This window comes from Vagococcus carniphilus, assembly GCF_014397115.1.
Classification (GTDB): Bacteria; Bacillota; Bacilli; order Lactobacillales; family Vagococcaceae; genus Vagococcus; species Vagococcus carniphilus.
In genome coordinates, this window is record NZ_CP060720.1 from 796,762 (window position 1) to 817,043 (window position 20,282).

Sequence of the window (20,282 nt, forward strand, 5' to 3'; positions counted from 1 at the left end):
ATAGAGTTATACAGACAAAGGAAGGTGATGGAGTGACAGAAAATTCTTTTGAAGCGCAGGTTGAAGCTTTACTAAATGGCGAAATTGAAGAAATTATCGTTGAGAAAGATGAATTCTTTTCATTTAGAGAAGTTTGGAATAGTCATCCAAACAAAAAACAAATCGTCGGTGAAGCAGGTTTAGGTGGCAAAGTCATTTATAGAAAACAAGGATGAAAAGAAAAATGAATGTTTCAGTGTGGCTGAATTTTTTAAAGGAAATAAGTTGTCACAGGTACTAAAACATGGTATTCTTTATCATTGAAAGGGTTATTACTAAAAAGCATTTTTGTTTTTGAAAATGGCTCGCAAAAAAACATTCGTATTATTAAAGGAGAATGATTAATTATGGAAAAAAAAGAATTTCACGTAGTAGCAGACACAGGTATTCACGCTCGTCCAGCAACATTACTAGTACAAACTGCTAGCAAATTCAGTTCAGATATCAATTTAGAATACAAAGGCAAATCAGTTAACTTGAAATCAATCATGGGCGTTATGTCTTTAGGTGTTGGCCAAGGTGCTGACGTTATTATTTCAGCTGAAGGTGCTGACGAAGCAGAAGCAATTGCTGCAATCGAAGAAACAATGAAAAAAGAAGGTTTATCAGAATAATGACTAAACAATTAAAAGGTATTGCCGTTAGTGATGGTATTGCGGTTGCAAAAGCTTATCTTTTAGTTGAGCCTGACTTATCATTTGAAAAAATATCAACTGATAACGTCGATCAAGAAGTTGCTCGTCTTTCTGATGCACTTGAAAAATCAACTGCAGAATTACAAACTATCCGTAATAAAGCAGTTAAAAGCTTAGGTGAAGAAGAAGCACAAGTATTTGATGCTCATTTAATGGTTTTAGCAGATCCAGAGCTAGTTGGAGCTGTTGAAGGTAATATAAAAGATAATCAAGTCAACGCAGAATCAGCTTTGAAAGACGTAACAGATATGTTTGTTGGCATGTTTGAAAGCATGGAAGACAATCCTTACATGCAAGAACGTGCAGCAGATATTAAAGATGTAATGAAACGCGTAATGAGTCATTTAGTAGGAGTTAAATTACCCGATTTATCAATGATTGATGAAGAAGTTATCATCATTGCTGAAGATTTAACACCTAGTGATACAGCACAGTTAGATCGTAATTTTGTCCGTGCCTTTGTAACAAACATTGGTGGACGTACATCTCACTCTGCTATCATGGCGCGTTCACTAGAAATTCCAGCAGTTGTTGGAACAAAAGAAATCACTGAAATGGTTGTTGAAGGCGACATGATCGCTGTTGACGGTAGTGAAGGTGACGTTATCGTTAACCCAACTTCTGAACAGGTAGCTGACTTTGAAAGTAAGAGACAAGCTTTCGAAGATTTAAAAGCTGAATGGGATAAATTAAAAAATGCTAAAACAGTAACTGCTGATGGTAAACATTTTGAGTTAGCTGGAAATATTGGAACACCTAAAGATTTAGAAGGTGTTAATGGTCATGGTGGAGAAGCTGTTGGTTTATACCGTACAGAATTCTTATACATGGATTCACCAGATTTCCCTAATGAAGATGATCAATTTGAAGCATACAAAGCTGTTTTAGAAGGTATGGATGGCAAACCAGTTGTGGTTCGTACAATGGATATCGGTGGAGATAAAGAGTTACCATACTTGAAACTCCCTGAAGAAATGAACCCATTCTTAGGTTACCGCGCAATCCGTATCTGTTTAGCAGAAGACGACATGTTCCGTACACAGTTACGTGCACTTTTACGTGCCTCAACTTACGGTAACTTACGCATTATGTTCCCAATGATTGCTACATTACAAGAATTCCGTGATGCTAAAGCAATGTTATTAGAAGAAAAAGCTAAATTAGTAGCTGAAGGTGTTGAAGTTTCAGATGATATCCAAGTTGGTATCATGATTGAAATTCCAGCTGCAGCAGTTATTGCTGACAGATTTGCTAAAGAAGTTGACTTCTTCAGTATCGGAACAAATGACTTAATTCAATACACAATGGCAGCAGACCGTATGAACGAACGCGTTTCTTATCTGTACCAACCATATAATCCCGCAATCTTACGTTTAATTAAAAACGTTATTGATTCAGCGCATGCTGAAGGTAAATGGGCTGGTATGTGTGGAGAGATGGCTGGCGATCAAACAGCTGTTCCATTATTAGTTGGTTTAGGTTTAGACGAATTTTCAATGAGTGCAACAAGTATTTTACGTACTAGAAGCTTAATGAAACGTTTAGACTCAACTAAAATGGCAGAATTAGCTAATAAAGCAATTACTGAATGCGATACAGCAGCAGAAGTTGTGGCTTTAGTTGAAGAATATACTGCTGAGTAAATTTAACTATTAGAAGAGGTTGGCTGAAAATGCCAATCTCTTTTTTTGGATACTAAGAAAAAGATTAATCAATCTTTTTTGCCACAAGTTTTTTATTTTGAGTAAAACGTGGTAAAATGGTTGATGGTTTCCTTTTTTTAACAATTATTATCTTATGCTATAATTAAAAGGAAAAACTCAGGCTATAGTAGGATGTGTTAACATCTTTTTTTCAGTATAGTGAACACAAGGAGTGAAAGAATTGCTGAAAATTAATATGTTTTCTTCCGCTGACAAAGTCAAAGGTCAAGGTGTCGGAAGTGCATATAATGAGTTGATCAAGATGTTAAACAAGCATTTTTCTACTCAATTTGATATAAAAATAAATAAGTATTCAGCCTCAGATATATCTCATTATCATACGGTAGACCCACTATTTTACCTATCTACTTTTTTTAAGAAAAAAAGAGGTATTAAAGTAGGGTATGTTCATTTTTTACCAGAGACTTTAGAAGGAAGTATATCCATTTTTTCTCCCTTTCAAAAAATATTTGATCGCTATTTAATTTCATTTTACAAGCGAATGGATCAATTAGTTGTGGTAAATCCATCATTTATCCCTAAACTAGAAGCAGCAGGAATCCATACTGAAAAAGTAACGTATATTCCTAATTTTGTTTCTAGTGAAGTCTTTTTTGAAGCGACAGAAGAAGATAAAGAAAGATGGCGAAGTGAAAATAAATTTTCTAAAGATGATTTGATTATTTTAGGAGCAGGACAGATACAACAACGTAAAGGATTAGATGATTTTATTTCTCTAGCCAAAAATAATCCGGAGATTCAATTTGTATGGGCTGGTGGTTTTTCATTTGGAAAAATCACAGATGGCTATGATCGCTATAAAAAAGTTTATGATAATCCACCTAGTAATCTAAAATTTACAGGAATTATTGATCGACAAGAGTTAGTAAAATATTATAATATGGCCGATGTATTTCTATTACCATCATACAATGAGTTGTTTCCGATGTGTATTTTAGAAGCATTCAACTCGGGTACTCCGGTTATGTTAAGAGATTTAGAGTTGTATCACGCTATTATTGAAGATGATTATATTAAAACAAAAGACGTAAAAGAGATGCAGGAAGTTCTTTCTTCTATCTTAAAAAATAAAGATATACTAGAAACTTATCGTCGTAAATCAAAGAAAGCAGCTGTTTATTATTCAGAAGAGAATATTGCCAAAATCTGGTTTGATTATTATACAAATTCAATTAAAAAATAAAAGGAGGTGAGTGTTGTGAAAATTGGTTTTTTTACAGATACCTATTTTCCCCAAGTAAGTGGGGTTTCTACATCTATTAGAACATTAAAACAAGAATTAGAAAAAAGAGGTCATGAGGTTTATATTTTCACAACAACTGACCCCAATGCTTCTGAAAATGAAGAGCGAATCATCAGAATGCCAAGTATTCCATTTATTTCTTTTAAAGAAAGAAGAGTCGTGGTTCGAGGAATGCTTTATGCTTATTATGTAGCAAAAGATTTGGAGCTAGATATAATTCATACGCATACTGAATTTGGTTTAGGTTTACTTGGAAAGCATGTAGCTAAAGCACTTGAAATTCCATGTGTTCATACCTATCACACAATGTATGAGGATTATTTGCATTATATTGCAAATGGTAAGTTGATTCGACCAGTTCATGTGAAGCAGTTTTCTAAGCTTTTTACCACTCATTTATCGGGTATTGTTTGTCCTAGCCAGCGGGTGGTGGATAAACTAAATGAATATGACATTACAACGCCTAAGTTTATTATCCCGACAGGAATTGATGTTTCCAAATTTAAACCGGTTCCTGAAGAGGAAAAACAAGCAGTTAAAAATAAATACCAACTAACAGATGAGCATCTTTTCTTACTATCGGTTAGTCGTATTTCCTATGAAAAAAATATTCAAACCATTTTAAATGGCATGCCTAAAGTGATAGAGGAGCTACCTCAAGCTAGGTTATTAATTGTAGGAGAAGGTCCTTACAAAAAAGATTTAGAAAAACAAGCAGAAGAACTAGGTATTTCTGACTATGTCATATTTGCTGGTGAAGTGCCAAATGAGGATATATCGCCGTTTTATCAGGCTGCTGATATCTTTGTTAGTGCCTCGGATTCGGAAACACAAGGTTTAACGTATACAGAAAGTATGGCAGCTAAAACACGAGTTGTCGCTAAAGGAAATGCTTATTTAGATCCTTTGTTTGATGATTTAAGTTTAGGGGTGACTTACAAAGAGGATGAAGATTTTGCTGATGCTCTGATTGAATATGTTAAGAATCCTCATGAAACAAAAGAAGCATTAATAAAAGAAAAACTTTACGAAATTTCAAGTGAGGCATTTGGAGAGAGAGTAGAAGAGTTTTATATTAAATCTACTAATTATTTTCGTTTGTATCAAGAAGAGGAAGAATCTCCAGAAGATGAAGGCCTCAACTCACTTAGAATTTTTAAAAAATAAGTGTGAGGTAGTCGATGAGTAGAAAAAATGGTATTTATTTAGGTATAGCTGTACTGCTAGGCTTTATCGTCATTTGGACAGAATTAAAAAAAGTGAGCTTTGATGAGATTTATGCGGAGATTGTTACTATCAAATGGGGTTGGCTAATCGTTGCTTTTCTCTGTATGTTAATACACTGGGGCATTGAGGGTAGAATTACTCAATTGTTTTTAAAGCGAAGTAATCCGGATTACTCTTTTAAAAATGCCTACCGAATTCCTTTGATCGAGCATTTATTTAATGCGATTACGCCGTTTTCAACAGGCGGACAACCTGCTCAGATAGTAGCTCTTGGAAAATCGGGAGTTGATTATGGCGTCGCGGCTTCTGTTTCTTTAATGAAGTTTATTGTTTATCAAGTCTGGATAGTTTTCAACTTTATCATTTGTATTGTTCTTGGATTTAAATGGGTATCTAATAGTCTGGAGAGTTTGTCCTATTTAATTTTAATTGGATTTGCTATTCATTTTATTGTTGTCTTTTGCCTACTGATGGTAATGTTTTGGCACTCACTAACTAAAAATATTGTTAATGGCGTGTTCAACTTTCTAAACCACCTTAAACTGGGTAAAAGGTTACAAAAATTTAGACAACCTTTATTAAATAAAATGACAACTTTCTATGAACAAAGTAATTATATGAGAAATCAGGGAACATTGATTTTTAAAACAAGTTTTTTAACGATTATGCAATTAATTATGTATTACATCGTACCGTATTTTGTTCTACTTGCTTTAAACACAGAAAATGTGAATGTTTTTAAAGTGATTGTCTTTCATGCATTCATTATTATGATTATTTCGCTTTTTCCAATTCCTGGTGGAACGGGAGGAGCAGAATATAGTTTTACACTTCTTTTTGGTACTTTTATTTTTGTGCCAGGGAAGCTAGTTTTAGCTATTTTTTTATGGCGTATAGTGACTTACTACATGGGAATTGTACTGGGATTAATTGCTTTATTTATTAAACCTGACATTTCTACTAATCAAACTAAAAGGATTGAAACAATTGTCTAACAGTCAATTTGTTTTAATCCTTTATTATTTCTCCATGCTTGTCTATAATTAAGGTATTAATACGAAGAGGTGAAGCTAATGGAGAAAATTGGATTTATCGGAACTGGTGTTATGGGAGCTTCGATTGTTAAACATTTACTAAATGCAGGTTATGAAGTAGCTGTCTATAATCGAACAAAAAGTAAGACAGATAATTTAGTTGAATTAGGCGCAACTTGGAAGGAAACACCTCAAGAAGTGACAGAAGCAAGTGATGTTATCTTTAGTATGGTTGGATTTCCAAAAGATGTTGAAGGTATTTATTATGGTGAAGCGGGCATTTTTAAAGCAGATATCAAAGGTAAAATTGTAGTTGATATGACAACTAGTACACCTTCTCTAGCTCAAAAAATTGCTGAAACAGCTAAAGAAGCTGGCGGTGTTAGTTTAGATGCCCCTGTTTCTGGTGGTGACTTAGGTGCTAAAAACGGCACATTAACTACGATGGTTGGTGGCGAAAAAGAAGCTTATACTAAAGTAGAACCAATTTTTAATGTCTTTAGTGGAAAAGTGAATTTACAAGGAGCACCTGGTAGTGGTCAACACACTAAGATGGCTAACCAAATTATGATCGCTGGAACTATGACAGGTATGACAGAACTTTTGGTTTATGCTAAAGCTGCTAATTTAGATTTAGAGAAAGTTTTAGATACAGTTGGCGGAGGAAGTGCAGCTAACTGGTCGTTAACAAATTATGCACCAAGAATTTTAAAACGTGATTTTACACCTGGATTCTTTGTTAAGCATTTTGTTAAAGATTTGAATATTGCTTTAGCTGAAGCTGAAAATATGAACATTGATTTACCAGCGACTAAAAAGGCTAGAGATCTATATGAAGCACTAATTGAGAGTGGTTTTGAAAATGATGGCACCCAAGCATTAATCAAACTTTGGTGGAATGATTAACTTTTTTCAAATTTTACCGAAAAAGTTCGATATTTTAAATGCATGTTGTGTATCTTTCTGTTACAATAAGACAGTAGAAATTTTAAGGAGGCTTGCTCTATGAAAAATTCTCAACTAACTGCAATCCTTAAGAGATTGAGTGCAATGGTAGAGGCTGAAGACAGTGAAGTTCAAGTTCGCCGTTTTGAACGCGAAGGACAAGAGCGATGCATCGTAACATTTGATAGCAGCAACGAAATGTTTGAGTTAACAGAAACTGGTTCTCAACAAGTTTATCAATTTGATGACATTGATTTAGTTGCATTAGAAATCTTTGAATTATTACAAGACTAAGATTAACAGAGTAGACCAGTACTGGTTTACTCACTCAAAAAAGGAGTGTGAGACAAATTGTGTCCACCTTCTTTTTTTTATACCAATGACAAGAAGGGAAGTAAATAAATGCTTGAGATGCCCGATTTATTTGAACGCCACATGTTGATTGGTCAAAAACATGTAGAAAATAAAGAATTTATAGAAGCAAGTGAGCATTTTGAAAAAGCCTATGATATAAAGGATGATTTAGTTGCTAATGTTAGTCTGACTAAGTCATTAATGGAGTTAGAAGCTTATGATGATGCGTATAAGATAATGGTGGAACATAAGAAGGATTACTTACAAAATAAAGAATATCATGATGTTTATTTTACATTACTTAATAAATGTCATCTTTTTTTAGAAATTGAAAAGTTTTTCTTACTCTCTCATGTGACTATCAAAGCTGAGTGGGGAAAAAAATATGAAATAGCTAAAGACTATCAATTGGTGATTAATCAGAAAAAATTCGATGAATTAAAAACTTTATTTTTGTCAATTCCTGAAAAAAAACCATTAGAGCAAACAATGATTTTAAAACAAATGGTTTATTTCCCTAAAGAGGTGTTTGTTGAATTAGCTAAAGAACTAATAATAGCCAAACAACTTCCTATTTTTTTAAGAAATGAATTAGTTAATCAGCTAGTTCAACTTAAAGTAGAAGAAGAAATCACCCTTTTAACCTGGGAAGAGGTACAAAGAGAATTTGTTCCGTCAAAAGGAGTGTCTTTGGCAGATAGTTACCGTGATAGTGAGATTGTAAAAGAGGTAGCTGAATATTATACGATGAATCAACCTAGTTTAAAACAAGAAGTACTACAGCTAATGAAGCTTCATATTGGCTGCATGTATCCCTTTGAAAAAGAAACGATGCAACCTGTTTCTGATTGGGTAAATAGTTATATCCACCGGTACCTTGATGAGACGTCTGATAAAGCATTAGAAAGCATTTACACCTATCAACAAAAGCTAGATGAAGAGATCACAAAGTTATTGATATTTCAGTAAACAATCAAAGGAAAAATGTTTACAATTAATGACCTTTAGTGTAAGATTGTAGGGTATGCAAGGAAGTAAAAATAAGATTAATAGATAACTTGGAGGTACAGATTATGTCTGCAAAATGGGAAAAAAAAGGAACTAACGATGGGATTTTAACATTTGAAGTTTCACAAGATAAAATCGAAGAAGGCTTAAAAGCTGCATTTAACAAAGTGAAAAAAAATATTAGCGTGCCTGGATTCCGTAAAGGAAAAGTTTCACGTCAAGTATTTAACAAAATGTACGGTGAAGAAGCATTATATGAAGATGCTTTAAACCACGTATTACCTGAAATCTACGGAGCAGCTATTGAAGAAGCAGGTTTAGAACCAGTTTCTCAACCAAACATTGATGTTGTTAGCATGGAAAAAGGTCAACCTTGGACTATTACTGCTGAAGTTACTGTAAAACCTGAAGTTAAATTAGGTGAATACAAAAACTTAACAGTTGAAAAACAAGATCGCGAAGTTACAGATGCTGATGTTGAAGAAAACTTAAAACAAAAACAAGCTAGCCAAGCTGAATTAGTTATTAAAGAAGACGAAGCAGCAGTTAATGGCGACACAGTTGTTATTGACTTTGAAGGATTCAAAGGCGATGTTGCTTTTGAAGGCGGAAAAGGCGAAAACTACTCATTAGAATTAGGTTCAGGTTCATTCATTCCTGGTTTTGAAGACCAATTAGTTGGAACAAAAGCAAATGATGAATTAGATGTAACTGTTACTTTCCCAGAAGAATACCAAGCTGAAGACTTAGCTGGTCAAGAAGCTGTATTTAAAGTAAAAGTTCATGAAGTTAAAGCAAAAGAATTACCTGAATTAGATGATGAATTTGCTAAAGATGTTGATGATTCAGTAGAAACATTAGCAGAATTAAAAGAAAAAATTAAAGCTGATTTAACTGCTTCTAAAGAAGAAGCTGCTAAAAACGCTATCGAAGAAGCAGCTATTGCTCAAGCAGTAGAAAACGCTGAAATCGTTGAATTACCACACGTAATGGTTCATGACGAAGTACACCGTGGTATGAACGAATTCTTAGGAAATATGCAACAACAAGGTATTTCTCCAGAATTATACTACCAAATGACTGGAACAACTGAACAAGATTTACATGAACAATTCGAAGGCGAAGCAGAAACAAGAACTAAAACTAACTTAGTTATTGAAGCAATTGTAGCTGCTGAAAATTACGAAGTAACTGACGAAGATATTGATGCTGAAATCAAAGATTTAGCTGAACAATACGGAATGGAAGAAAGTGCTGTTCGTGGCGCGTTAAACAATGACATGTTAGCTCATGACATTAAAATGAAACGTGCTGTTGATGTAATTACTTCAACTGCTAAAGAAGCGTAATTTTTAAAAATTCAATTGATTATAAGCTGGGACAGAACTATTTTTAGCACTGTTCCAGTTTTTTCTTTTCTAATTTAATAAAAATTTAAAAGCTTTTGGCTAAGCTCCTTCATTTATTACCTTTTTGGTGCATGAAATAAAGTAGTGTGTTAGAATATACGGGGTAGACGTCATGAAGGGCTAGTATAATAAAAAGCCTTTGTTCAACAGGAGGGAAGCACATGTACGATAATACAGATGAGAACAATGAGGTTCGCTGTTCTTTTTGTGGTAAATCGCAGGATGAAGTTAAAAAATTAGTAGCAGGTCCTGGAGTATATATATGTAATGAATGTATCGATTTATGTAAAGAGATCATAGATGAAGAAATTCAAGATGAGATGGCATCAGATCTAATTAATGTATTAAAACCACAAGAAATTTTAGAAATTTTAAATGAATATGTCATTGGACAAGAAAGAGCTAAAAAAGTTTTAGCAGTTGCGGTTTATAATCACTATAAACGTGTGCAACAAATGTCCATCCAAGAAGAATCAGATGAAGCAACTGATGAAGTTGAACTTCAAAAGAGTAACATTTGTTTAATTGGACCAACAGGTTCTGGTAAAACATTCTTAGCTCAAACTTTAGCAAGAACATTAAACGTGCCATTTGCTATTGCTGATGCAACTAGTTTAACTGAAGCAGGTTATGTAGGGGAAGATGTAGAAAACATCCTTTTAAAACTTTTACAAGCTGCTGATTACAATGTAGAAAAAGCTCAACGTGGTATTATCTATATTGATGAGATTGATAAAATTGCTCGTAAAAGCGAGAATGTTTCAATTACTCGTGATGTATCTGGCGAAGGGGTCCAACAAGCATTGTTAAAAATTCTTGAAGGAACTGTTGCTAGTGTTCCACCTCAAGGAGGACGTAAACATCCACAACAAGAGTTAATTCAAATTGATACGACTGAGATTTTATTTATTGTTGGTGGTGCTTTTGATGGCATTGAAACAATCGTTAAAGAACGTTTAGGCGAAAAAGTCATTGGTTTTGGTTCAAATAATAAAAAACGTGATGAAGACTTAAGTATTATGTCTCAAATTATTCCAGAAGATTTACTTAAATTTGGTTTAATCCCTGAGTTCATCGGTCGATTACCAGTTATGGCTTCATTAGAAAAATTAACAGAAGCAGATTTAGTTCGTATCTTAACTGAGCCTAAAAATGCGTTGACTAAACAATATAAAAAATTATTGTCACTAGATGATGTTACTTTAGACTTTACACCAGGAGCTCTTAATGCGATTGCTTCTCAAGCAATTGAAAGAGACACAGGTGCACGTGGACTTAGATCAATTATTGAGCATGTCATGATGAATGTGATGTATGAAATTCCAACACGTGAAGATGTCGCTAAAGTGGTTATTACAAAAGAAGCAGTTGATGGTGATGGCCAACCAGAATTACAAAAGAAAAAAGTTAGTTAATTTGTAAAGTTTCGAGGATTACTCCTCGGAACTTTTTTTATTTTGTCATAAAATTTACGTTTACTTTATTTAAAAGATGGAATGACGTAAAGAAAAAGTAAAACAGGAGTTATTTTTACATATATTTTACAGATAAAAGGGATTAAATTTTACATTGGCTTGTTACACTCTGTGTGTAATCAAAATATTAAAGGAGTTATTACAACCATGAAAAAAATTCTCTTATCATTATCAACAGTAGGTATTTTATTTACATTAGCAGCGTGTGGAGGTTCTTCTGATACGAAAGATTCAACAGGAGAAAGTAAAAAGGCAAGTTCAACTGAAAAAGTGGAAATAACATCAGTTGGGTCAACAGCCTTACAACCACTTGTTGAAAAAGTAGCGGAAATTTATATGACAGATAATCCTAACTATACAATCACTGTACAAGGCGGTGGAAGTGGTACTGGATTAACCCAAGTATCAAGTGGTGCAGTAGATATTGGTAATTCAGATGTTTATGCTGAGGAAAAAGACGGCATTGATGCTTCTAAAATTGAAGATCATCAAATTGCAGTAGTTGGTGTTGCTCCAGTTATCAATAAAGAAGCAGGTGTTAAAGATATTACGAAAGACCAATTAAAAGATATCTTTACAGGAAAGACGACTAACTGGAAAGATGTTGGTGGTAAAGATCAAAAAATTGAAATCATTAATCGTGCAGCAGGAAGTGGAACTCGTGCAACATTTGAAAAATGGGGACTAGAAGGAGCAGAACCTGCAAAAGGGCAAGAGCAAGATTCTTCAGGAACGGTTAGAAAAATCGTTGCAGAAACACCAGGCGCTATTAGTTACTTAGCTTTCTCATACATTGATGAGTCTATTCAAGGCTTAGCAATTGATGGGGTGGAACCAAAAGATGAGAATGTTACTGACAACTCATGGAAAATTTGGGCATACGAGCATATGTATACACAAAAAGATGCTAAGAAAGAAGTCATCACATTCCTTGATTATATGAAGAGTGATGATGTCCAAAAAAATGTGATTAAAGAATTAGGATACATTGCCATTTCAGATATGAAGGTTGAAAGAGACCTAGATGGGAAGATAAAATAACAAGCATTCATTTAGAAAGCACCGTCGTTCTGTGGTATAGTAAAATAAATTGATAATTGACGGAAGGGACGTGCTTTTGAGTGAAAAGAATTTTAGTTGTGGATGACGAACTATCGATTACCACACTGTTAAAATACAACCTTGAAAAAGAAAATTTCGAAGTTGAAGTTTGCCACGATGGTGAGTCTGCCTTGGAACTAGCAACAAACAATCAGTTTGATTTTATCATTCTTGATTTGATGCTACCTCAAATTAATGGTTTTGAGGTTACAAAGCAATTACGTAAAAATAATATCCATACACCCATTATCATGCTGACAGCTAAAGATGAAACCCTAGATAAAATTATTGGCTTAGAAGTTGGTGCAGATGATTATGTCACAAAACCCTTTAGTCCCCGTGAGTTAATTGCACGAATTCGTGCTGTTGAAAGACGTTTAGAATTAGCAGGAAATAAACAAACTGAGTCTACTTCTGGTGAGGAGATTCAAGTAGGAAACTTAATTGCTTATCCTAAAAATTACCGCGTGACAAAAGATGGTGAGGAGTTAAATTTTACTAAAAAAGAATTTGAGTTACTCATTTATTTTATGGAACGACAAAATCGAATCATTGGAAGAGATGAGTTGATGAATTCTATTTGGCAAGATGATATGTATCATCTGTCACGCACAGTTGATATTCACGTGAGTCACTTAAGAGAGAAAATAGAAGATGATCCTAAAAAACCGAAATTTATAAAAACGGTTCGAGGATTTGGTTATAAATTTCAGGAGTCAGATGCATGAGAAGACATAAAAAAGAGTTAACCCCTCAACTCGTCTTAATATTGATTGTCTTCTTATTTATAGGAGGTGGTTTTTATACCACCTCTTTTTTTAAGGAAGAAGTGTTAAGTCAACAAAAGGAAAAGTTAACAACAGAGATTGATATGTTGACACCCTACTTGTTTGAAGGAAATAAGTTATCGATTGATGAAAAAAAATTAGATGATAGTATCACAAAGACAGAAAGATTAACCATTTTAGATGAGAATGGTGATATTCAATATGATTCTACACATGGTTCACTTGCTAAAGGAACAAGGGAAAAGAGACCAGAAATTAGAAAAATATTGGAAGAAGGACAACAAGAAGGTTATGCCATTAGAGAGAGTCAAACAGTCGATGAGAAAATGATTTATGTGGCTAAAGGAATCTATCATGATGGAGAATTAATTGGTGTTTTACGTTTGTCTGAAGAGTATACAGAAATTACAAGCTCTTTGAAGAACTTTCAAAGAAATATTTTTTCTATCTTATTAATCATGGCATTAATTATTGTAGGAATGTATGTTTATATTTGGAGACAGAGCCAAAAACCAATTCAATTTATTCTTCCAATTTTACGCCAAGCTATCCGAAATCCAGAGAAAAAACAAATTGTTGTTGATGCCCCAAGTGAATGGCAGGAGTTGTATCAAACAGTGTATGAATTAATGGATGAAGCAAGTCTTCTTTACTATAAACAATTACAGAATGAAGAGAAATTATCTTTTCTCTTTGAAAATCTAGATATTGGTATTTTTATTTTAGATGAAAATTTAGATCTTGTCTTAGCTAATCAAGTTACTGAACATTTGTTTTCAAAGAAAAAGGAAAAGAAGAACTATAAAGAGTGGTTCAATCATCAAAAAATGAATCAATTGATTAAAACTGCGATTTCTCAAAAGGAGCAAGTTCAAGGTGAGATTCGAATTACTAATCCTAAAAATCATGATTTAAATGTGGTCATTCGTTTGTTAGAAGGCGATATAACAGAATATGTAGGAATTATTTATGATGTCACAGAGATGAAGCAAATTGAGCAAGTTCATGAGGACTTTATTAGTAATATCTCTCATGAGTTAAAAACGCCAACAACTTCTATTATTGGTTTTGCGGAAACGCTTCTTGCAGGTGCAAAGGATGATCCAGAAATATCCGAGCAATTTCTTCAAATTATTGAAACTGAAGGTAAAAGGCTTCTAGTTCTCATTCAAAATATTATGACTCTTTTAAAAACAGAGAAAGATATTTATCTTTTAGATACAGTAGTCAGTGATCCAGTCACGGTTATTTCAGAAGAATTGGAACGTTATCAATTTAAGATAAATGAAAAAAGTTTAAATGTTACCTTTGATAGCGCGACGCATACATCAATTAATTTACCTGGTAATGCGTTTCAATTAATTGTAAAAAATTTAATCGAAAATGCAGTGGAGTACACACGAGAAAAAGATTCCATTTTTATCTATCTAAAAGAACAGGACGGAGAAATTATATTAACTGTAGAGGATACAGGAATTGGTATCTCTGAGATAGATCAAAAGCGAATTTTTGAACGTTTTTACCGAGTGAGTGAGTCGCGTCAAAGAAATACAGGTGGTTCGGGATTAGGTTTGTCTATTGTCCAACACTATACTGAAATACTTGGTGGTACTGTAACATTAACGAGTGATGTTAACGAAGGCACAACAGTTATTGTTAGGTTGCCATTAGCATAGAAAAGGTTGATACAATTGAGTATCAACCTTTTTTAAAATTAAACAGTTGACGTTTGTAAACTTTAAGAGTATGATAGGTTCATACATAAGAAAAGAGATATTAAAGGAGGAAAAATAAATGTCTTTAACAAAAATAGAAACCATAACAGATGCTGAGTGGGAGATCATGAGAGTTGTATGGACTAAAAAGGAAACAACGAGTACAGAAATTATAGAAATATTAGACTCTAAAATGGCATGGAAACCTTCAACCGTCAAAACATTGTTATCACGCTTAGTCTCTAAAGATTATTTATTTACTAGAAAAGAAGGTAAACAATTTATCTATCAAGCTTCTGTCCTAGAAGAAAATGCTGTTAGAGAAGCTAGAAATGAATTATTAGATAAAATCTGTAATAAGAAAATCGGTGGTATGGTTTATGAAATTATTAAAGAAAAAGAATTAAGTTATACTGATATCGAAAAATTGGAACAGTTACTTGCTGAAAAAAAGAAAACAGCTCCTGGTGAGGTAGCTTGTAACTGTATTCCCGGTCAATGCCAGTGTTAAAAAAGGAGGAAAGAAAAAGTGAGTGAACAAAAAGTATATAGTATAGAGGGAATGACTTGTGCTTCCTGCGCTCAAACAGTCGAAAAAGTAACAAGTAAGTTACCAGGAATGACTGAGGCTAGCGTCAATTTAGCAACAGAAAAATTGAGTGTAACTTATGATGACTCTGTTTTAAATGAAGATGAAATTATTAAAGCTGTTGATCAAGCAGGCTATCAAGTTGTGACACAAGGTAATCATATTCAGTATGATATCGATGGAATGACTTGTGCGTCATGTAGTCAAACAGTTGAAAAAGTTGTTAATAAATTAGAAGGCGTCAAAGAAGCAGCTGTTAACTTAGCGACCGAAAAAATGACAGTTGATTTTGATCCTTCTATCGTGTCTTCAGAAGATATTATGAAGACGGTCAAAGATGCAGGCTATTCTGCCAAAGAAAGTCTATCTCAAGAAGCTCAAGCAGATTTAGATAAAGAAAAAAAAGAAAAACAAATTAAAGATTTGTGGAGAAGGTTCTGGGTTTCAGGTATTTTTGCATTACCACTTCTTTATATTGCGATGGGAGAAATGGTCGGTTTACCCATACCTAGTTTAGTTGATCCAATGGTGTATCCTGAACGTTTTGCTCTCCTTCAAGTTATTTTAGTAACACCGACGTTAATTGTTGGTCGTTCATTTTTTACAGTAGGTTTTAAGGCTTTATTTAAAGGTCATCCTAATATGGATTCTTTAGTGGCTTTAGGAACAAGTGCAGCAGTAGCATATAGTGCTTATGGAACAATCATGGTTCTTTTAGGGGATGCTCATTTTGCGATGAATCTTTACTATGAAACTGCTGGAGTGATTTTAACTCTAATTACATTAGGTAAATATTTCGAAGCTGTTTCAAAAGGAAAAACATCTGAAGCTATTAAAAAATTAATGGGTCTAGCACCAAAAACAGCTATGGTTGTTAGAGATGGTGTGGAAGTCGAAATTCAAGTAGAAGATGTGCAATTAGGTGATATTGTTGTTGTGAAACCAGGTGAAAAAATTCCAGTTGATGGGGTATTAGTTTCTGGTAATAGTGCAGTTGATGAATCCATGATTACAGGTGAGAGTATTCCTGTTGAAAAAGAAATTGGGGACACTGTTATTGGTGCAAGCATTAATAAAAATGGTTCCTTTAGATTTGAAGCGACTAAGGTTGGGAAAGATACGACTTTATCTCAAATTATTAAATTGGTAGAAGATGCTCAAGGTTCAAAAGCTCCGATTGCTCAGATGGCTGACAAAGTTTCTGGTGTTTTTGTTCCCGTTGTTATTGTTTTAGCAGTTCTTTCAGGAATTGTCTGGTTCTTTTTAGGTCAAGAATCATGGGTATTTGCCTTAACGATTACAATTTCAGTATTAGTTATTGCATGTCCGTGTGCTCTTGGTCTAGCTACTCCTACAGCTATTATGGTGGGAACTGGTAAGGGTGCGGAAAATGGCGTGTTGATTAAGGGTGGAGATGCTCTTGAAACAACTCATAAAATTCAAACCATTGTCTTCGATAAAACAGGAACAATTACTGAAGGAAAACCAGTTGTAACAGATGTCGTAACAACTAATTTCATTGATAAAACCAAACTACTTCAACTAGCAGCTTCTGCAGAAAGAGGATCAGAACATCCTCTAGGTGAGGCTATCACTCAAGAAGGAGATCGTTTAGGATTAGCTGTGCAAGAAGTAACTAACTTTGAAGCTATTCCAGGTCACGGGATTGAAGTGGTTATTGAAGGCGAGACGCTTATCCTTGGTAATAAGAAATTAATGGTCGAAAGAAAAATTGATTTATCTTCGATTGAAGCAGAATCAGATAGATTAGCTTCAGAAGGAAAAACACCTATGTATGTAGCTAATAAAGAGCATTTACTAGGAATTATCGCTGTAGCCGATACGATTAAGGAAAGCAGTATTGCTGCTATTGAAAAATTACACCGTATGGGCATTGAAGTAGCCATGATTACAGGTGATAATAAACGAACAGCAGAAGCAATTGCTAAACAAGTTGGTATTGACCGAGTGTTAAGTGAAGTTTTACCTGAAGATAAAGCAAATGAAGTGAAAAAATTACAACAAGAAGGTAAAAAAGTAGCGATGGTTGGAGATGGTATTAATGATGCACCAGCTCTTGCACAAGCTGATATTGGTATTGCGATAGGTTCGGGTACAGATGTTGCAATGGAATCAGCAGATATTGTTTTAATGCGTAGTGACTTGATGGATGTTCCTACTGCAATTGAATTATCTCATGCGACTATTAAGAATATTAAAGAAAATCTTTTCTGGGCTTTTGCTTATAATACATTAGGTATTCCAGTTGCTATGGGTGTTCTTTACGCTTTTGGAGGACCATTATTAAGTCCAATTATCGCGGGAGCTGCAATGAGTTTTAGTTCTGTCTCCGTTTTATTAAATGCTTTACGTTTGAAACGATTCAAACCTTCAAGATAAATAATGAGGAACTATGAAGTTTTACTTCATAGTTCTTTTTTAGTTCCAAAAAAGAGCTAAACCATTAAGGCTTAGCTCTTTGTCATAATCAAAATCAAGGTTAGTGGGGTTGAGAGTGAATTGGATAAAGCTTAATTATATTTGTTACTTGTTATTTAAATCTTTAATTTATTCGCTTTCATACTTCAGACGATGTTTCTTTGATTCAACTGCTTATCTTACTTTTGGAGTTTTTTTAAATATTTACTAATAGTCAAACGGTATAGCCTACTAATTAATAAAACAAAGATACCCACTAACCTTTAACGGTACAAGTAAGGAGAGTCAAATTCCCACATCCTTTACTAAATTGAGTGACATATAAACTTTGAAATGTGTTGAATGAATTTTAACTCTTACAACTCATGGAAATTTATATGCTCCTTACACATTATTTATACCATGCATCTAAAAATATTGCAAACGTTTACACTTGAGTTTAAAAAAAAAGACTGAATCTCTAGGAAACAGTCTTTTTCAAACTTTTATTTTATCTTAGTACCAACCATTACTCATCCAGAATGATTGAGCATTTTCCCATGAACCATAACGATCTGCTACATATTGATCAGCAACGCGTTCTTGATTTTCTGGTGAATGATCTCCATTTAAGTAGTTTGGATCTAATTGGTAACGACCTACATGGTATCCGTTTGAAGCTGAGTAACTACCACCAGATTCTTTTTGAGCAATCCATTCTTTGGCACTAGAAGAGTTTCCAGTGTAAGCTTCTTGAGTTTGTTCTTGTTGTACTGGAGCAGCTTCTTGAACTGGTTCAGCAACGTATTCAACTTCATTGTTAGTAGCTTCTACTTGTTGAGGTGCAGCGACTGAAGGTGTTCCGTCAGTTTTGATTGTTAATTCTTGTCCTACATGGATTAAGTTAATATCAGAAATTTTGTTGTCTTTTGCAATTTGGTCAACTAGGCTGTTGTTTCCTGCAAAGTTGTTAGAGATAGTAGATAAAGTATCTCCTGATTTTACTGTATATAAAGTGTCTGCAAGTGCGCTAGTTCCAAAGAATCCTAAACCTAATGCAATAGTTGTTCCGAATAATACTGTTTTTAGTGATTTCATAAAAATAAAAATCCCCTTCTCATTTTAATAATTTTTTTTCGTTGCCATGGCTAGTGCCAACGACAAGACATACTTTATCATCGAAAAATATTTCGTAGGTAAAGAAAATAGTTTAATTTCATTACAGGAAGCTTGATTTTGTAACAAAGGAACCGAATAAGAAATATTAAAAAATTCTAAAGTGAGAAAAAGTAAGTCTTTTTAATAAACGTCTACTTCAACGACTATTTTTATTTTTATGTATTTTAAACAAGTATCTTTTTAAATAAAGTAATTATTTTTCCTGAATGTTTACTGAAAACTAAAGAAAGCTTGTCAATTATTTGCTCCTCATAAAACTGAATATTAAATTCATTTATTACGTCTATTACCAAAAATTGGAAATGGAAATCTTTTTGTAGTCAAAAAAAAGATGGATTTTTTGTGAAATTAAGAAAAAAACAACTAAAAAAGCTTGATTTTCTTTCTAAATAGATAAAAAAATCTTACTTTGTTGATTTGTTTTTAGACATCTGAACCAAATGTCTATATAATAGTAGGAGAGTGAAAGGAAGTGAAACCTATGCTAGTAGATTCTAATTTACCTGTAGATCGTGATCGATTAAAAAATAGATTAATTCGATTAGTCAAAGAAGATGAAGAAATTATTGGTTGTTTTTTCAGTGGTTCCATTGGAAAGCGCACAGAAGATTTCTATTCAGACATTGATGCACGAATTATAGTGAAAGATAACGTTAATTTAATGAGAAAGCAGCAAGAAGTGATTCGTTCTATTGGTGAGTACTTATTTGTTGAGACTTTTACAGAAGAATGCTCAGTCATCCATTATGCAACGTTTATTAAATTGAACTTATTTATTTATCGACCTAATATGTTAGAGCCAAGTGTTTTATTCAAACAAGTTGAAATAGTGAAAGATGATGGCTTCATCCAAGAGTTAGTTGATATATCTAATCAAATGGAGTATCGAATTACGCAAGAGGAATTCGATCAATTAGTTAATAAGTACTATGCATACTATTTTGAGTTGTATCGTACTTGGAAGCGAGAAGAATATAACTATTTAGAAGACTTAACAATGGCTATCAAGCACAGTTTAGTTTCTATGTGGTATGTTTCAAAAGGTTATATGCCAAATAAGAATTTAGATTGGGCAAAATATGAAGGACGCAAAACAAAATTATCTCATTTAGAAACAAACTTTTTATTATCTTATACGCCATGCGAGGTAGATATGCTAGAAAGTTTTACGAAAAAAATGGAAATCTTAGTTCTTGAAGCAGCAGAAAAGATTGCGGCTTATAATAACCTTCAATTTTCAGTGGATACATATAAAAAAGTTCATCGACGAGTATCTTTTAAAGAGGAAAAAGAAGAAGAAATTGAAATAAAATCAGAGAAACTAATATAAAAATAGGGT

18 protein-coding genes are annotated in these 20,282 nt (G+C 33.5%); 17 read left to right on the plus strand and 1 reads right to left on the minus strand.

The window, feature by feature from the left end:
• Positions 1-32: 32 nt before the first annotated feature.
• From H9L18_RS04045 to H9L18_RS04120, 16 genes are all read left to right on the plus strand, one after another.
• Positions 33-215 (plus strand): hypothetical protein, encoded by a 183-nt coding sequence (locus H9L18_RS04045; RefSeq protein WP_126790784.1) that lies wholly within the window; start codon positions 33-35, stop codon positions 213-215.
• A gap of 171 nt (positions 216-386) precedes the next feature.
• Complete coding sequence (locus H9L18_RS04050; RefSeq protein WP_126790782.1) at positions 387-653, plus strand: phosphocarrier protein HPr; 267 nt, start codon at positions 387-389, stop codon at positions 651-653.
• Positions 653-2,377: a phosphoenolpyruvate--protein phosphotransferase gene (gene ptsP / locus H9L18_RS04055; protein ID WP_126790780.1), complete on the plus strand. Its 1,725-nt coding sequence runs from the start codon at positions 653-655 to the stop codon at positions 2,375-2,377. The genes H9L18_RS04050 and ptsP overlap by 1 nt, the downstream gene beginning before the upstream one ends.
• A 241-nt stretch (positions 2,378-2,618) precedes the next feature.
• Complete coding sequence (locus H9L18_RS04060; protein WP_126790778.1) at positions 2,619-3,641, plus strand: glycosyltransferase family 4 protein; 1,023 nt, start codon at positions 2,619-2,621, stop codon at positions 3,639-3,641.
• 15 nt (positions 3,642-3,656) lie between these two features.
• Positions 3,657-4,868 carry a glycosyltransferase family 4 protein gene (locus H9L18_RS04065; RefSeq protein ID WP_126790776.1) on the plus strand — a complete coding sequence of 404 codons (1,212 nt, stop codon included), beginning with the start codon at positions 3,657-3,659 and terminating at the stop codon, positions 4,866-4,868.
• Between the two features lie 14 nt (positions 4,869-4,882).
• Positions 4,883-5,923, plus strand: a complete 1,041-nt coding sequence (locus H9L18_RS04070; RefSeq protein ID WP_126790774.1) for a lysylphosphatidylglycerol synthase transmembrane domain-containing protein — start codon at positions 4,883-4,885, stop codon at positions 5,921-5,923.
• Positions 5,924-6,001: 78 nt separating this feature from the next.
• Complete coding sequence (locus tag H9L18_RS04075) at positions 6,002-6,868, plus strand: NAD(P)-dependent oxidoreductase (RefSeq protein ID WP_126790772.1); 867 nt, start codon at positions 6,002-6,004, stop codon at positions 6,866-6,868.
• 99 nt (positions 6,869-6,967) lie between these two features.
• Positions 6,968-7,201, plus strand: coding sequence for a YkuJ family protein (locus H9L18_RS04080; protein WP_126790770.1), 234 nt, complete (start codon positions 6,968-6,970; stop codon positions 7,199-7,201).
• 108 nt (positions 7,202-7,309) lie between these two features.
• On the plus strand, positions 7,310-8,230 hold the full coding sequence (locus tag H9L18_RS04085; RefSeq protein WP_126790768.1) for a hypothetical protein: 921 nt from the start codon (positions 7,310-7,312) through the stop codon (positions 8,228-8,230).
• A gap of 104 nt (positions 8,231-8,334) precedes the next feature.
• Entirely contained in the window at positions 8,335-9,618 is a 1,284-nt protein-coding gene (gene tig / locus H9L18_RS04090) for a trigger factor (RefSeq protein WP_126790766.1), read from the plus strand.
• 221 nt (positions 9,619-9,839) lie between these two features.
• Entirely contained in the window at positions 9,840-11,093 is a 1,254-nt protein-coding gene (gene clpX, locus H9L18_RS04095) for an ATP-dependent Clp protease ATP-binding subunit ClpX (RefSeq protein WP_126790764.1), read from the plus strand.
• Positions 11,094-11,300: 207 nt separating this feature from the next.
• Positions 11,301-12,194, plus strand: a complete 894-nt coding sequence (locus H9L18_RS04100; protein WP_126790762.1) for a phosphate ABC transporter substrate-binding protein PstS family protein — start codon at positions 11,301-11,303, stop codon at positions 12,192-12,194.
• Between the two features lie 80 nt (positions 12,195-12,274).
• On the plus strand, positions 12,275-12,982 hold the full coding sequence (locus H9L18_RS04105; RefSeq protein WP_126790760.1) for a response regulator transcription factor: 708 nt from the start codon (positions 12,275-12,277) through the stop codon (positions 12,980-12,982).
• Positions 12,979-14,718 (plus strand): sensor histidine kinase, encoded by a 1,740-nt coding sequence (locus tag H9L18_RS04110; protein WP_126790758.1) that lies wholly within the window; start codon positions 12,979-12,981, stop codon positions 14,716-14,718. The genes H9L18_RS04105 and H9L18_RS04110 overlap by 4 nt, the downstream gene beginning before the upstream one ends.
• 118 nt (positions 14,719-14,836) lie before the next feature.
• Entirely contained in the window at positions 14,837-15,268 is a 432-nt protein-coding gene (locus tag H9L18_RS04115) for a CopY/TcrY family copper transport repressor (RefSeq protein ID WP_126790756.1), read from the plus strand.
• Positions 15,269-15,286: 18 nt separating this feature from the next.
• A complete protein-coding gene (locus H9L18_RS04120) occupies positions 15,287-17,746 on the plus strand; it encodes a heavy metal translocating P-type ATPase (RefSeq protein WP_221884880.1) in 2,460 nt (819 codons plus the stop codon).
• Positions 17,747-18,280: 534 nt separating this feature from the next.
• Here H9L18_RS04120 and apf read toward each other — a convergent pair.
• Positions 18,281-18,862 carry an aggregation-promoting factor gene (gene apf, locus H9L18_RS04125; RefSeq protein WP_126790754.1) on the minus strand — a complete coding sequence of 194 codons (582 nt, stop codon included), beginning with the start codon at positions 18,860-18,862 and terminating at the stop codon, positions 18,281-18,283.
• Between the two features lie 562 nt (positions 18,863-19,424).
• Between apf and H9L18_RS04130 the strand changes: the two genes are divergently transcribed.
• A complete protein-coding gene (locus tag H9L18_RS04130; protein ID WP_126790752.1) occupies positions 19,425-20,273 on the plus strand; it encodes a hypothetical protein in 849 nt (282 codons plus the stop codon).
• Positions 20,274-20,282 lie beyond the last annotated feature (9 nt).

Coding starts and splice junctions, on each gene's coding strand:
- H9L18_RS04050 (WP_126790782.1), top strand. CDS start 387: ATGGAAAAAAAAGAATTTCACGTAGTAGCAGACACAGGTATTCACGCT.
- ptsP (WP_126790780.1), top strand. CDS start 653: ATGACTAAACAATTAAAAGGTATTGCCGTTAGTGATGGTATTGCGGTT.
- H9L18_RS04070 (WP_126790774.1), top strand. CDS start 4,883: ATGAGTAGAAAAAATGGTATTTATTTAGGTATAGCTGTACTGCTAGGC.
- H9L18_RS04075 (WP_126790772.1), top strand. CDS start 6,002: ATGGAGAAAATTGGATTTATCGGAACTGGTGTTATGGGAGCTTCGATT.
- H9L18_RS04080 (WP_126790770.1), top strand. CDS start 6,968: ATGAAAAATTCTCAACTAACTGCAATCCTTAAGAGATTGAGTGCAATG.
- H9L18_RS04085 (WP_126790768.1), top strand. CDS start 7,310: ATGCTTGAGATGCCCGATTTATTTGAACGCCACATGTTGATTGGTCAA.
- tig (WP_126790766.1), top strand. CDS start 8,335: ATGTCTGCAAAATGGGAAAAAAAAGGAACTAACGATGGGATTTTAACA.
- clpX (WP_126790764.1), top strand. CDS start 9,840: ATGTACGATAATACAGATGAGAACAATGAGGTTCGCTGTTCTTTTTGT.
- H9L18_RS04100 (WP_126790762.1), top strand. CDS start 11,301: ATGAAAAAAATTCTCTTATCATTATCAACAGTAGGTATTTTATTTACA.
- H9L18_RS04110 (WP_126790758.1), top strand. CDS start 12,979: ATGAGAAGACATAAAAAAGAGTTAACCCCTCAACTCGTCTTAATATTG.
- H9L18_RS04115 (WP_126790756.1), top strand. CDS start 14,837: ATGTCTTTAACAAAAATAGAAACCATAACAGATGCTGAGTGGGAGATC.
- apf (WP_126790754.1), bottom strand. CDS start 18,862: ATGAAATCACTAAAAACAGTATTATTCGGAACAACTATTGCATTAGGT.
- H9L18_RS04130 (WP_126790752.1), top strand. CDS start 19,425: ATGCTAGTAGATTCTAATTTACCTGTAGATCGTGATCGATTAAAAAAT.